The organism is Pontibacillus chungwhensis (assembly GCF_030166655.1).
In the GTDB taxonomy this organism is placed as follows: Bacteria; Bacillota; Bacilli; order Bacillales; family BH030062; genus Pontibacillus.
This window is the reverse complement of sequence record NZ_CP126446.1, coordinates 862051-875441: the sequence shown is the minus strand read 5'-3', so window position 1 is coordinate 875441 and position 13391 is coordinate 862051. Positions and strand designations below refer to the sequence as shown.

15 protein-coding genes are annotated in these 13391 nt (G+C 41.9%); 6 read left to right on the top strand and 9 right to left on the bottom strand.

All coding sequences use genetic code 11. The annotated features are described in order from the left end of the window. Positions 1-2: 2 nt before the first annotated feature. Positions 3-158: a phosphatase PAP2 family protein gene (locus QNI29_RS21160; RefSeq protein ID WP_436662868.1), complete on the bottom strand. Its 156-nt coding sequence runs from the start codon at positions 156-158 to the stop codon at positions 3-5. Continuing rightward, positions 122-679 carry a phosphatase PAP2 family protein gene (locus tag QNI29_RS21155; RefSeq protein ID WP_231418696.1) on the bottom strand — a complete coding sequence of 186 codons (558 nt, stop codon included), beginning with the start codon at positions 677-679 and terminating at the stop codon, positions 122-124. Before QNI29_RS21155 ends, QNI29_RS21160 begins: the two co-directional genes overlap by 37 nt. A 127-nt stretch (positions 680-806) precedes the next feature. On the opposite strand from QNI29_RS21155, the gene QNI29_RS04545 reads away from it, so the two are divergent. Both QNI29_RS04545 and QNI29_RS04540 read left to right on the top strand, forming a co-directional pair. Beyond that, positions 807-1241 (top strand): ferritin-like domain-containing protein, encoded by a 435-nt coding sequence (locus tag QNI29_RS04545; protein ID WP_231418754.1) that lies wholly within the window; start codon positions 807-809, stop codon positions 1239-1241. A gap of 206 nt (positions 1242-1447) precedes the next feature. Continuing rightward, positions 1448-2623 carry a M20 family metallopeptidase gene (locus QNI29_RS04540; RefSeq protein ID WP_231418695.1) on the top strand — a complete coding sequence of 392 codons (1176 nt, stop codon included), beginning with the start codon at positions 1448-1450 and terminating at the stop codon, positions 2621-2623. On the opposite strand, the gene QNI29_RS04535 is transcribed toward QNI29_RS04540, so the two are convergent. The 3 genes from QNI29_RS04535 to QNI29_RS04525 form a co-directional block, all read right to left on the bottom strand. Further along, a complete protein-coding gene (locus QNI29_RS04535; protein ID WP_231418694.1) occupies positions 2617-3330 on the bottom strand; it encodes an EcsC family protein in 714 nt (237 codons plus the stop codon). The two genes, QNI29_RS04540 and QNI29_RS04535, sit on opposite strands and share 7 nt — an antisense overlap. Before the next feature lie 70 nt (positions 3331-3400). After that, positions 3401-4621 carry an ABC transporter permease gene (locus QNI29_RS04530; RefSeq protein ID WP_231418693.1) on the bottom strand — a complete coding sequence of 407 codons (1221 nt, stop codon included), beginning with the start codon at positions 4619-4621 and terminating at the stop codon, positions 3401-3403. Next, on the bottom strand, positions 4614-5357 hold the full coding sequence (locus QNI29_RS04525) for an ABC transporter ATP-binding protein (RefSeq protein ID WP_231418692.1): 744 nt from the start codon (positions 5355-5357) through the stop codon (positions 4614-4616). The genes QNI29_RS04530 and QNI29_RS04525 overlap by 8 nt, the downstream gene beginning before the upstream one ends. A gap of 816 nt (positions 5358-6173) precedes the next feature. Between QNI29_RS04525 and QNI29_RS04520 the strand changes: the two genes are divergently transcribed. From QNI29_RS04520 to QNI29_RS04510, 3 genes are all read left to right on the top strand, one after another. Next, on the top strand, positions 6174-6599 hold the full coding sequence (locus tag QNI29_RS04520) for an HIT family protein (protein WP_231418691.1): 426 nt from the start codon (positions 6174-6176) through the stop codon (positions 6597-6599). A gap of 135 nt (positions 6600-6734) precedes the next feature. Further along, on the top strand, positions 6735-7265 hold the full coding sequence (locus QNI29_RS04515; RefSeq protein WP_231418690.1) for a tryptophan transporter: 531 nt from the start codon (positions 6735-6737) through the stop codon (positions 7263-7265). A 706-nt stretch (positions 7266-7971) separates the two neighbouring features. Further along, complete coding sequence (locus tag QNI29_RS04510) at positions 7972-8331, top strand: YtxH domain-containing protein (protein ID WP_231418689.1); 360 nt, start codon at positions 7972-7974, stop codon at positions 8329-8331. A gap of 47 nt (positions 8332-8378) precedes the next feature. Here QNI29_RS04510 and QNI29_RS04505 read toward each other — a convergent pair whose 3' ends face one another. The 4 genes from QNI29_RS04505 to QNI29_RS04490 all read right to left on the bottom strand — a co-directional run bounded on the left by QNI29_RS04505 (position 8379) and on the right by QNI29_RS04490 (position 12438). Then, entirely contained in the window at positions 8379-9293 is a 915-nt protein-coding gene (locus QNI29_RS04505; RefSeq protein WP_231418688.1) for a glycine betaine ABC transporter substrate-binding protein, read from the bottom strand. Positions 9294-9384: 91 nt separating this feature from the next. Continuing rightward, entirely contained in the window at positions 9385-10323 is a 939-nt protein-coding gene (locus tag QNI29_RS04500; protein ID WP_231418687.1) for a glycine betaine ABC transporter substrate-binding protein, read from the bottom strand. An 80-nt stretch (positions 10324-10403) separates the two neighbouring features. Continuing rightward, positions 10404-11252, bottom strand: a complete 849-nt coding sequence (locus QNI29_RS04495; protein ID WP_231418686.1) for an ABC transporter permease — start codon at positions 11250-11252, stop codon at positions 10404-10406. Next, complete coding sequence (locus QNI29_RS04490; RefSeq protein ID WP_231418685.1) at positions 11245-12438, bottom strand: quaternary amine ABC transporter ATP-binding protein; 1194 nt, start codon at positions 12436-12438, stop codon at positions 11245-11247. Before QNI29_RS04490 ends, QNI29_RS04495 begins: the two co-directional genes overlap by 8 nt. 289 nt (positions 12439-12727) lie before the next feature. Between QNI29_RS04490 and QNI29_RS04485 the strand changes: the two genes are divergently transcribed. Further along, entirely contained in the window at positions 12728-13231 is a 504-nt protein-coding gene (locus tag QNI29_RS04485) for a GbsR/MarR family transcriptional regulator (protein WP_231418684.1), read from the top strand. Positions 13232-13391: the final 160 nt, after the last annotated feature.

Sequence of the window (13391 nt, the reverse complement as noted above, 5' to 3'; positions counted from 1 at the left end):
TTTTAGAACATGCTCTGGGTGGTCTCCTCCTCAGCCTCTAGTCGGAGTTTCACTCTATTAGCCATCCATTCATACAACCAGATCCAGACGATAGCAAAAACAAACCCAAACATGAACCCAGCTAACACATCTGAGAGATAATGCGCTCCTTCAAACACTCGACTAACCCGATTAAAAAGACAAGCATAAATCCTATCCCCGCGCTTACTGTAACTGTTAAACGAGACTGAGCTCTTCTGGTAAGAAAATAATAAGCGAGCACAGCACATATTAACGAAACCATCGCGTGACCACTAGGAAAACTAAACCCTTCCACACTTTCATTAAGAAGAGGTCGTTCTCGTCCTATAGCGCTCTTTAGGGAGAGGTTAACTCCATATCCCACTAGAACACCAAAAAACATCATAACCGCTTGAAGTCTGTTTTTCTTCATAACCCCAAGGATGAAAATAAACAAGAGAGCCACAGGTCCAAGAACCTTACCTGATCCAAAAGGTGTGAGAGCAGCAAAGAACTGGTGCACCCCTTCTCCCGATTCTTCTGCAAACTGAGCAGCCCAGTCATCTAACAAGCCAGCCTGATTTGTCAGGACAAGAATCATTAATGTTAACGCAATAACTAGTCCAATCACGGTTAAGAAGTGAAGGGACCGTTTAGAAAAATAATCGTATGATTCCAATCTGTTCCTCTCCTTTCTCATCTATTTTACTAGGGTCGGGGGCTTATGTTTAGTTTTTTCTCATCAGGGTACATTGATATTGTGCGACATGATAAACATCGAACAAATCTAAACAGGGGTGATTATGATGGATCAAAAAGTACAAAATCTAATTGATGGCTTAAACGAAGACTTAGCACACGAATATGCGGCAAGCATTATGTATACGTACAATGCTGCGGTTGTGCAAGGACTTTACTACCAAGTTTTAAAACCATTCTTTGAATCTGAAATTGGCGATGAGCAAGGTCATGCACTTTACCTGGCTGAAAAGATTAAAACACTAGGTGGCACACCAACAACTAAACCAGCTGAAGTTAAACAACTTTCAGACGTTAAAGATATGCTTGAAGAAGCAAAACGCGCAGAACACGACACAATTCTTCGTTACGAAGAACGCAAGCAACAAGCTGAAGAACTTGGATACACAGAACTTGTTGTCAAATTAGACGACATGATCGCTGATGAGACGGGTCACATGGAAGAAATGGAACGTCTCCTTGCAGATCCACGTTTACAATAAGGAACTATTAATAGAAAAAGCCGTGCCGCTAGCTAAAGTGGTACGGCTTTTTTGTATTCCACAAACGTTTTCAGGCTGTTCATCCCCATCCATCTGAATGCGTCATGGAAGTTAAGGATCTTACTTAATTCTCATACTCCGAGTTGTCTGTATATTCATATTTTTTCGTCTTTGTTATAATATGGCTAACACAAGGAGGGAAATTCATGGATTTACAAAAAATCTTACAAGACATTGATGCCTATTCCGACGAAATGGTCGACATTCGTCGCTACTTGCACCAACACCCTGAACTATCATTTGAAGAAACAGAAACATCGAAGTATATCGCAAATTTTTATAAAGAATTAGACATTCCCCATCAAACAAGCGTTGGGGGAAATGGCATTTTGGCTACGTTAGAAGGAGGCAAACCTGGTAAGACGGTTGCCCTTCGAGCGGATTTTGATGCCCTTCCAATCCAAGACCAAAAAGACGTTCCTTATAAATCCACTGTCCCAGGCGTTATGCATGCGTGTGGCCATGATGGTCATACAGCTTCTTTATTGTGCCTCGCCAAAGCACTAAAGCCGCATCAAGAAGACATACCAGGAACCATCGTCTTCTTACACCAGCACGCGGAGGAGAAGCCTCCTGGTGGTGCTAAAGGGATGGTCGAAGCAGGTGCGCTTGAAGGCGTTGATGCTGTATTTGGAACGCACTTATGGAGCAATACACCAGTTGGAACCATTGAAACAGCTCCAGAAGCCTTCTTTGCGGGAGCCGATGCCTTTGAAATTACGATTCAAGGTCAAGGGGGCCATGGTGCACAGCCTCATCAAACGAAGGATTCGATTGTAATCGGTTCTGAGCTTGTCACATCCCTTCAGCAAATTGTAAGCCGCAAACTCGATCCGTTAAAATCAGCCGTTGTCACAGTTGGCACGTTTGAAGCCGGCACGACGTTCAATATCATTGCGGATACAGCAACCTTAAAGGGGACGGTTCGCACGTTTAGCCCAGATGTCCAAGAGCTCATCATCAAAGAAATGGAGAATCATGTGAAAGGGGTCTGCACCTCACATGAAGCAAGTTATGAGTTCAATTATATGAAAGGGTACCCACCTGTCGTGAATCATCCTGAGGAAGCTGCTATGGTAATCGAAGGAGCATCAAACACACCTGGTGTTGAGAAGGCCCAGTATGTTGAACCTGTGATGACGGGCGAGGATTTCTCTTACTATATATTAGAACGTCCCGGCGCCTTCTTCTTTACAGGCGCACAAAAAGAAGGCCACGCCTATCCTCACCACCATCCAAAATTTGATATTGATGAGCGTGCCCTTCCGATTGCTGCGAAAACACTTTTCCAATCATTCCTTGCTTATCAGAATAATCAGTAACCCATTAAACGGAGACGGTACGCATTTTGTGCTGTCTCCGCTAATTGTTCCATTAGCTTTGTATTAGCCCAGGCTCCCACAACCGCTCCAAATCCAGGGACAAGCTGAAGCATTTTAACAAAATCAATCGAATCCCGGTACTCCAGTTGCAACGTTTTCCAATCCACCTCTTTGATCGTTTCCTTCTCATCTTCCCAGTTCAACACGCGATGAAGAATTTCTTCACGCTTCTCATCACTTGAGAATGCAAGCATGAACACATGGAGCACAAACATCCTCTCTTCATACCTCTCAACAGAAAACCCGTATAGCCTTGCTGTATCAAACAAGAATTTCATCTTTATGCTAAGTAAGAGCGGAAAATCCGCAAGACCAAGCGCAATACCTCCAGCCCCAGTCCCAGCCCCTTCTAAAGCAGCAGTCCGCTTGTAATATTTCAACCTCGCTCCCACTTGCTCCTCGCGCTCTTTCAGCGTCCATCCTTCACCCACTTCAATCGGATAAATATAGTGAGAGCTTGTTAACGAAAGTTCAATCATTTGCTTCACGCTTCCAGAGACAACTTTATGGACACGCTCTGGCACCCAGTTATTAATCGTTGTCTGAATCCGCTTTGATTTCCTCTGAATAATTGGCCCACGCTTCTCCAATCCTTTGGCCCAGCTGAGGGCTTCCCGATGCTTTCGTTCCTCATAAGGTGTTTTCATTTTTTACCCTCCGATACAACTTTCCCTTATTAAAAAGCCGACCCTAAAATAATTAAGGGCCGGCGACGTTTTACGTTAATCGCTTTGTTAAATACATATGTGACAAATAGTAACTGAATAAAGCCCCACCAATCCATACGATTGCTAGACCTAGCAGGTTCCCTAGAACAAGGAAAATCACGCCTAATAATGCGGTTTTCACAATCAGTAGTTGGAATAACCATTTCGTCAACGCTTTTCTCCTTGATTCAATTCGCAGCGGATAAAGATCGAGCCATAACACCTCTCGATGATGCTGCCAAAGGGTCACCATCTGGAATCCGCTTAAATAAATGAACAAGAAACCAAACGCAAGTTTCATCCAGACATTTGGAACAAAATAAACAAACGCTCCCGCGATTAAAAGAAGACGGATATATAACCCAAGGTAATCACTACTTCTGATGAACGTAATTCTGTATAGATAGTCAAACGTCTTATCGCTTTTGAACGGAATTGGATTTTTAATCAAACGAACGAGCCAATGGCGCTTCTTCACACTATTTTTCAAGTGAGGAACATCCGTAAACATATTGGCAATTCGGTAAAACACTTGCATACGCTGCTGATCCTTTTGAATCAATACATCCCATGCAATTCCTTTTCGTTTCTTCGCCAAGCTGTAATCATACATCATCAACCCGAATAACAGAATGGTTGTCACGCCCGCAAAGATCCAATTTCCTTGCACAAAGAAATAGATCGTCAATCCATTTAAGAGAAAACGAAGGACAGGATCAACATAGCCACTCCATCCCACTCGACTATTCAATTCCCACCAATGAGACAGCGTGTTCCATGCCTTTAGAATGAGAATGACAATGCCGAATAGGACAAAGGCCGATATCTCCCTATCTGAATAGGTTGTGAAGTACAACGGCCCAAAAGCAACCACCACAAAGAACAGTCCAAACACCTGTAAACAGAAGCTATACACAATGCCGCTCCTAAAAAAGCTTGATAAACGGTGCTCCGCAGGAAGTAAAAAGACTAAATCGGCTTCCCGTAAAAACGTACGGATCGGACTGTACGTTAGTAAGGCTGCAAAGACAACCCCCATTACGAGAGCTGTTGGAAAACCAGCATCTAACGTGGCTAACCATTGTTGGTAGTTATATGTCATCCCTGCTAAAAAGAAGAACATTGCAAAAGAAAAATGATCGTTAAACATTAACCGTAAATAGCGACCCATCTCTTTCGTATGAGAATCAAGTCGCCCTCGCCACAGCTTTTGAGGTTCAATTTTAAGCATGATCTTCTTCCTTTGTTAACTGCACGTATAAGTCATCCAACGTCGCATCTGGCATAGAGAAAGATTTCCGCAGTTCTTCAAGGGTCCCTTTGGCCCGAATTTCTCCGTCGTGCAAAATCACAAACCGATCACAATAGCGTTCCGCTGTGGCTAGAATATGTGTCGACATCAGCACACCTGCACCCTGGTCTTTCATCTCGTTCATTAACTGAAGATACGATTGAATCCCTAACGGATCCAAACCAACAAAAGGTTCATCCACGATGTATAAAGAAGGCTCGACTAAAAAGGCACACATAATCATGACCTTTTGTCGCATTCCTTTTGAGAAATGAACAGGGAAAAAATCTAATTTTTTCTCCAGACGAAATTCCTTCAACAAGGGCTGTAAGCGCTTTTCAAAAACATCTTCTGTTAACCCATATGCCATCGCGGTCAGACGAAGGTGTTCTCTAAGCGTTAACTCCTCATATAAAATGGGCATCTCCGGAATATAGGAGAACTGACTCCTATACCCATCTGGGTCTTCCTGAAACGTCTTCCCATTTACAGTGACGGCCCCCTGTTTCGGTTGCATGAGTCCAATAATATGTTTAATCGTTGTACTCTTACCGGCTCCATTTAGTCCGATTAAGCCAACAATTTCACCCGGCTGTATATCAAATGAAATGCCGTGCAAAACGTTTTTGTGCGTGTATCCACCTACAAGATCTTGAATATGTAATAGTGATTTCATTTGTATCCCTCTCTTCTTCTCCAAATTTTATCATTCCCCTGACACTTTGCCAAAAAAATCGTAACTTTTTTGTATAGGTTCTTCCGATTCTGCCCATAATAACTCTTGAAGGCAACGGGAGACGTTGTCCAGGAGCAAATCACTGTTCACTACGTTCAAGGTTTAAGTTCTTCTTAAAATTTGAAATGAGGTGTCTGTGAAAGACCAAGCTGAGATAAACTCCACCATCTGGTAAGAGCTTTATAAAAACACGCATTCACTAAATGAGGTGTTGACAGCAGGTATATTCGCGAGCTTTAGACACGTTCCTGCAGAGTCCATTCCGATGATCTCTGCACATTAGTGGCAACCCCACGCGTGTCAAAGTGTTTCCCAAACATCCGTTAAGGATAGCAACGTCTCCCTAACCTTCTTACAGGCAGGGTGTCTCTTATGAGGCACTCTGCTTTTTGTTTGTTTTGCAATGATGGCTGAGGTCCGTTACTGTAAAAGTGCTAGGGCAGGCTTTGGGACAACTCGCTTTCCTGCGGGGAGCTGGGAAGTCTCCTCGTTCGCTATCGCTCTCTGCGGGGTCTCCCCTAGGCTCCTCTTCCCGCGGGAGTCTCGCAGTCCCAAAGCCTGCCCTGGCGTTATAATTTGCGAACGGACCGCCTGTGTATACTTTTATCATCCCCCACAAATGAGGAAGGTTTTCGTTTCCCCAAATATAAAAAAGATGGTTGGGAAACTGAAAGACGGCTCGCAAATTGGAACTTGTCCTATTTTCTGATACGATATATACACACTATAGCCATGTGCTGAAATGGAGGAGATTGGATGAGTCAAGATTGTATCTTTTGCAAAATTCGCGATGGAGAAATTCCTTCTGCGAAGGTGTATGAGGATGAAGATGTGTATGCATTTCTAGACATTAGCCAGGTCACAAAAGGCCATACGCTTGTGATTCCGAAAGAACATGTAAAGAACGTATACGAAACGTCCTCTGACGTTGCCGAGAAACTTTTCTCACGCGTGCCGAAAATCGCTAATGCGATTAAAGCGACGTATGAGCCGGTTGGATTGAATGTCCTTAATAACAATGAAGAAGCAGCAGGACAGTCTGTTTTCCACTTACATATTCATCTTATTCCTCGATACGGGAAGAATGATGGATTTGGGGCAAAATGGGAAGAGCATTCAAATGAGTATTCCACAGAACAACTACAGTCCATTGCAGGTGAAATCGCCGCCAACATTGGTTAGATTTCAAGCTGTTAAAATCTGAGATGTTTAGCTTTCGAGAGACTTTTGATATAATAGAATTAGGCTTTCGCAGCTGGTCAAGAGGACACAGCTGGAAGGTAAGATGAGACTAGTTTAGAAGAGGAGAGATGTAAAGTGAAGAGTCGTCTAGACACGCGTGTGTTAGTATTGTTGTCGTTAATTGTTGGGATTGGTGCTGTATTGCATATTTTCGCTCCGCCTATTGTGAATGGGATGAAGCCTGATATGCTCTTGATCATGATGTTCCTCGGAATCATTCTATTTCCTAAGTTCCAATATGTCATGTTATTATCCCTTGTTACAGGAGCGATTGCTGCTTTAACAACCGGATTACCTGGAGGTCAGATTGCCAACTTAATCGATAAGCCGTTAACAGCGCTTGTCGCTTTCGGAATCGTGATCGCTGCAGGTAAATTTACGAATAAAAAAGTCCTGGCAGCAGGTGTTACCCTTATCGGTACACTGATTAGCGGAGGAATCTTCCTATTCGTAGCTGTTAACATTATTGGACTTGTAGAAGGAAGCTTTATGATCATGTACGCCACAATCGTCCTTCCGACAGCTGCTTTCAACACTGTAGCCATGACGGTTATTTACCCGATCGTTGAGAAAATCTCAAAACGATCCCGCATCGCAACTGCATAAAACGTAAGAGTGCGTTCCTTTTGAGGAGCGCACTCTTTTTATTTCACTTCATATTGGTTGAGAGCTCTACTTTGGGCTGGCGGGCAAGGGTTCAATGCTGTTTTTTTGTTCCTGCTTCTTCTTTTTTTCTTCATTCAAACTCTTCTTTCTACACTAGATCGATCGTTTCTACACTACAAAACAACTTTTCTTCATATCCCTTTTCTCTTTCTGCATTCCGATTCTGGTTTCTACACTCGGCTTCCTCTTTCTACACTCAGAACCCCGTTTCTGCACTCTGCCCCCTCTTTCTACACTCAGAACCCCGTTTCTGCATTCCCCCTCCTTTTTCTACACTCAGAACCTCGTTTCTGCACTCCCCATTCTCTTTCTACAATCAAACACCCGTTTCTGCACTCTCCTCCCTCTTTCTACACTCAACGCCTTCGTTTCTTCACTCCTCCTTACTCTTTCTACACTCACAAACCCGTTTCTGCACTCCCCCTCCTCTTTCTACACTCACAAACCCGTTTCTGCACTCCCCCTCCTTTTTCTACACTCAGAACCCCGTTTCTGCACTCCCCCTTACTCTTTCTACACTCACACCCCCGTTTCACCACTCCCCTTACACTCACTTATGACTTTTCTATAATAAATAGAGTTTATACCTCAACACAAAAAGGAAAAACGGATATAATAGAAGATAGTTAGGAAAGGAGTTGTGGTTATGGGAAAAGGGAAATCATTACTACTCGGATTCGTCGTAGGAGGAGTCGTGAGTGCATCAGCTACACTTTTGTCCACTCCTTCAGCTGGTACTAAGATGCGCCAACAAGTTAGAGATTCTAGTGACCAACTCAAAACTACGCTTGCTAATCTGCAGGGCGAAGGAAAACAATTAACAGAACAAATTGCTAAAACATCTAAAGAAGGTGCTTCGTTATTACGGGACCTTTCAACGGAAGTGAAACAATCAATCGAGAGTTGGAGACAAACGATTGAACCCCACCAGAAAAACATTCAAAAACATTTACAAGAAATTGAAGAAAGCTTGAAAGAGCTTGAAGAAAAAGCAAAACAACAATAATGCAAAAAAGGTGCACCCCCGATTACAGGGAGTGCACCTTTTTTGCATTATTCTTTTGGCTGTAGATCTTCAATTGAATCAATATCCATATACTTTGGTACAACTAATCCGATCTTTGCGCCATCAAGGTTTTCACCCAGATCCACAAATTCATCTTTAAACTTCTCATAGTGATCTCCGTGTGTACGCGGTAACCATGCAGACGTCATCGCATCAGAATCACCATCTGCAATAGCCTGGAACATTGGACCAATACCAGCTTGAGTTAAGTCTGTTTCAAATCCTTTTTGTTTTAACACTTCAGAAATCACGTGCGTGGAGCTAATTTCAGATTGCCACGGTACGTATGCTAATTTAACGGTTCCGCTTCCATCTTCAATTCCTTTTGTCCACTCGTCCACTTTATCCCCATTATTCTCAATCCAGTTCTTCGCTGCTTTTACAGGGTCAGTGCCCTCCTGAAGCTCAAGCATGACACTTTGCATATCATCAGGCGTCCATTTGAAATTATCAAGAATTTTTGCCGCTTTAGGCATATCTTCCTCGAAACCTTTACGAACAATGGTGTTAATATGCTCTGTACTACCATAAGCTTCTTTCGGATCTTCTAAGTACTTTAAATCATATTCAGCGAATTTCCAGTGCGGGGTCCAGCCCGTTACAATTATAGGCTCTTTGTTTTCAATGGCATTCCCCAGTTGTTCTGTCATAACAGCAGAGGAACTTGAAGAAACCTCCCAGCCTTCCAAATTATCATATTCTTCTAAGGCTTTATCTGTTGCCACCATAATACCAGCACCAGATTCTATACCTGTTAATGTGTAGTCAAGTTGTTCGCCAACGGATTCTTTGCTATCGCCAGAATCACCGCCATTTGATGAATCATCTTCTGTTGATCCACAGGCTGTTAGGGCTAGTGATAACGATAAACCAGCCGTTAGTCCGAGCTTTTTCCAGTTCATGATTTAACCCCTTTTGTTAAGTAAATTATAGATAAGATTTAAAAAGAAAGCCCACCTACTAAGGTAGGAAGGCTTATCTTTTTATGACTTATTATTCTGCTGCTTCAAGATCTTCGATTGATTTAACATCCATGTAGTCAGGAACAACTAAACCAATCTTAGCACCTTCAAGGTTCGCTCCAAGGTCTTCAAGTTGATCTTGATAAGACTCATAAAGGTCTCCGTGTGTACCTGGTAACCATGCTGCTACCATTCCATCAGCTTCGCCTTCTGCTACCGCTTTCCACATAACACCGTTGTCTAATTGGCTAAGTTCTACTTCGAAACCTTGCTGACGAAGAACTTCACCGATTACGTTTGTAGAAGCAATTTCAGAGTCCCAAGCTACATAAGCAAGCTTAGCTTCAGTACCGTCTACTTCTTCAGCACCTTTTGTCCACTCATCTACTTTATCTTGGTTTTCATCAATCCAGTTTTGCGCTGCTTCTTCTTCTGGAGTACCATTACGGATTTCAAGCATAACAGATTCCATGTCACTTGTTGTCCAGTTGAACTGGTCTAAGATCTTGTGAAGGTTTGGCTTTTCGTCTTTAAGACCTTGTTTAGCCATTGTTTTAATTTGCTCTTCTCCACCAAATACACCTTTTGGATCTTCAAGGTAGTGTAAGTCATATTCAGCGAATTTCCAGTGTGGCGTCCAACCTGTTACAACGATTGGCTCTTCATCTTCAATCGCATCACCAAGCGCCTGAGTCATTGCACCGCCTGAAGACGTTTTAACTTCCCAGCCATCTAGGCCATATTCTTTAATGGATTCTTCTGCTTTACCTACAACACCAGCACCCGCATCTACGCCTGTGATGGTATAATCCATTTCTTCACTATAATTGGCAGTTTGCTCAGTGTTTTCACCGTCTCCGCCTGAAGTGTTTTCCTCTTCAGAACTATCATCTGATCCACAACCTGCTGCTACTAGAGACAATGATAGTCCCGCTGCAATACCTAAACGTTTCCAATTAAGATTAAACATACTAATGAAACTCCCCTTTTCTAATTTTTAACTAATTGAGCTTTATTGAACTTCTTAAATTAAGAAGGTACAACCGAATCTTATTCACCTTTTTGCGAATTCAAGCTTTGTGTAAAGCGGTCAATGACAATCGCAAGGATTACAATAGATACACCCGCGACGAAACCAAGACCAACATCGTTACGCTGTAAGGCTGTGATAACTTCTTTACCTAGACCTTCTGCACCGATCATGGATGCGATAACAACCATGGAAAGAGCTAGCATTACGGTTTGGTTAATACCAGCCATAATCGTCTTCTTCGCCATTGGCAACTGTACTTTAAATAGTTTCTGTAAGCCTGTTGTACCAAAGGCATCGGCGGCTTCGATTAATTCAGTAGATACCTGACGAATACCTAAGTTTGTAAAACGCACTGTTGGCGGTACCGCGAAGATAACAGATGCGAACACCCCTGGAACCATCCCAATACCGAAGAATGCAACGGCAGGAATTAAATAAACAAAGGCTGGCATCGTCTGCATAAAGTCTAATATTGGTGTAAGTATGGCTTGAACAATATTGCTTTTAGCCATCCAAATTCCAAATGGAACACCAACAATAACCGAGATCAGACTGGCTGTTATAACGAGGGAGAACGTATCCATTAACTGCTCCCACATCTCTTGGTTGAGGATAAACCATAAGCCTACAATCGAGAATGCAGCCAAACCAATTCGCTTTCCTGTTACAAAGAATGCAACAATCGCAATCACTGCGATAAACACCCAAGGGTTAATCATTTGAAGCGTTTCACTTAAGAACTCGATAAAGGAATCTAAATTATTTTTTACAGGATCAAATACAAACTCAAATGTATCTGTAATCCACTCAACAGAGTTATCAACCCATGTTTTTACTGGAATCATTGGTAATAGAGTATTACTCATTGATGGACACCTCACTTCCTGCTAGCGCTCCAATAACGGCTCCGCGAACAATAATTCCGCGTAGTTTTCCGTCTTCTACGACAGCAATCGGTACTGGTGAATTATGAATGATATCGAAAATGTCATTCATTGATGTATCAAGATCACATGTTGGGACATTTGTTTCGATAACGTGTGCTAAGTCTTTCACATTCTCATCGATCGCTTGTCTTGCATTATCAGCTGTTACATAGCCTTTTAGATTACGAGATCGGTCTGTTACGTAAATACTAGAAAGACCTTCTTCACGCATACGTTCAAGCGCTACACGTGGACCATGCTTCTCGATGTTAACCGTTTCAGGTCGCTTCATAATATGTTGGGCTGTCAGAACCTTCGAACGGTCTACATCTTCAACGAATTTCTCTACATAATCATTTGCAGGGTTTACTAGAATATCTTCCGGGGTACCGATTTGAACAATGGACCCATCTTTCATTAACGCAATACGATCACCAATGCGAAGTGCTTCATCTAAGTCGTGCGTAATGAAAAGGATTGTTTTCTGCATGCGCTCTTGCAGATCCAGAAGTTCATCCTGCATTTCTTTACGAATTAGTGGGTCAAGAGCTGAGAACGCTTCGTCCATTAATAATACTTCAGGATCGTTCGCAAGCGCTCGTGCTAACCCAACACGCTGTTGCATACCACCAGATAACTGACCTGGGAATTGATTAATGAAACTTCCAAGTCCTACAAGTTCTAAAGACTCTTTCGCTTTCTTAGAACGGTCAGATTTATCAATGCCCTGTACTTCTAAACCGAACTCCGTATTTTGTAAAACAGTACGGTATGGGAACAAAGCAAAGCGCTGGAATACCATACTCATCTTTTCACGACGAACGCGACGCAAGTTCTTGCTATCCATTGCAGCTAAGTTCTCATCGTTAATATATACACTACCTTCAGTCGGCTCAATTAAACGGTTGATTAATCGAACTAGTGTAGACTTACCACTTCCGGAAAGTCCCATAATAACGAATATTTCGCCTTCTTCAACTTCGAAGGAAGCACGGTTTACACCGACTGTATTTCCAGTTTTCTTTAAAATTTCTTCTTTCTTTAGTCCTTCGTCAAGCAGCTTCTGTGCTTGAGATGGATTCTTACCGAAAATCTTTGACAAGTTTTCTACTTTGATGATCGGCACCTAAATTCACCCCTCTAATACATTTTCACTATTTCTAATGAACTATTTTTCGTTTTTGTTTCGTTCAATCACTCACCTTTTATACTATATACTGTCTGTTCGTTTAGTACAAACGATAAATTCTTTGATTTAAGAACATATTTTTCGTACAGTTTAAACTGAACACACTGTCGCGAATAAAACCTTTTAATTTCTCCATTTTCCTTCAAAATGCTACCCAATCTGATATTTCCATATTTTATTACTATAGTGTAATGTGAGTGGTAGTAAACGAGAAGGAGGTTCCTTCATGTCTGAAACTGAGAACAACAGTATAATGAGTGAAGTTCAGTATCATGCAATAACAGAATTCTCTAAAACCATTGAGATGTTTAGTCTTACACCTTCAGAAGCGTTACTGTTTAGTACCCTTTATATAGAAGGAGAACCGATGACTCTTGATGAAATGAGTGAAGCACTGGCAAAAAGCAAAACGTCGATGAGCACAGGTATCAGAAGTTTACTTGACCTCAACTTGGTTGAACGAGTTTGGAAGAAAGGCGTTCGTAAAGACCTCTATGCCGCAAACTCCGACTTGTTCAACAAATTTATGTCCTCATACATCCACAAATGGCTTGACGCTGCCAATCGCCAAAAACATTCATTAGAAGAAACAAAATTGCTCTTAGATAAAGAAGAGATGGAAAGCAATGAAGCGAATCGTTTTGAAGAAAAGTTAAACGAAATGATTGAATTTCATTGCTTGATTTCGAAAGCCTTTTCAGAAATTGATCCATCTACTTCTGATCAATAAAGAATCCCCGGTTCAACGAATGAACCGGGGATTTTTTAATTTACTTAAAAAATTTTTAATGAATTTCAAAAAAACTTTACTTTAAAATACCCCTTTATGACGGGATTAAACGCCTTTTTGCCCTTAAAGTCCCATTTTAGACACACATTAGAACTTCTCT

Excerpts from the sequence above, each read along its gene's own strand:
- QNI29_RS04540 (WP_231418695.1), top strand. The coding sequence starts at position 1,448 with ATGGATTTACAAAAAATCTTACAAGACATTGATGCCTATTCCGACGAA.
- QNI29_RS04500 (WP_231418687.1), bottom strand. The coding sequence starts at position 10,323 with ATGTTTAATCTTAATTGGAAACGTTTAGGTATTGCAGCGGGACTATCA.
- QNI29_RS04505 (WP_231418688.1), bottom strand. The coding sequence starts at position 9,293 with ATGAACTGGAAAAAGCTCGGACTAACGGCTGGTTTATCGTTATCACTA.
- QNI29_RS04520 (WP_231418691.1), top strand. The coding sequence starts at position 6,174 with ATGAGTCAAGATTGTATCTTTTGCAAAATTCGCGATGGAGAAATTCCT.
- QNI29_RS04530 (WP_231418693.1), bottom strand. The coding sequence starts at position 4,621 with ATGCTTAAAATTGAACCTCAAAAGCTGTGGCGAGGGCGACTTGATTCT.
- QNI29_RS04535 (WP_231418694.1), bottom strand. The coding sequence starts at position 3,330 with ATGAAAACACCTTATGAGGAACGAAAGCATCGGGAAGCCCTCAGCTGG.
- QNI29_RS04495 (WP_231418686.1), bottom strand. The coding sequence starts at position 11,252 with ATGAGTAATACTCTATTACCAATGATTCCAGTAAAAACATGGGTTGAT.
- QNI29_RS04525 (WP_231418692.1), bottom strand. The coding sequence starts at position 5,357 with ATGAAATCACTATTACATATTCAAGATCTTGTAGGTGGATACACGCAC.
- QNI29_RS04485 (WP_231418684.1), top strand. The coding sequence starts at position 12,728 with ATGTCTGAAACTGAGAACAACAGTATAATGAGTGAAGTTCAGTATCAT.
- QNI29_RS04510 (WP_231418689.1), top strand. The coding sequence starts at position 7,972 with ATGGGAAAAGGGAAATCATTACTACTCGGATTCGTCGTAGGAGGAGTC.
- QNI29_RS04545 (WP_231418754.1), top strand. The coding sequence starts at position 807 with ATGGATCAAAAAGTACAAAATCTAATTGATGGCTTAAACGAAGACTTA.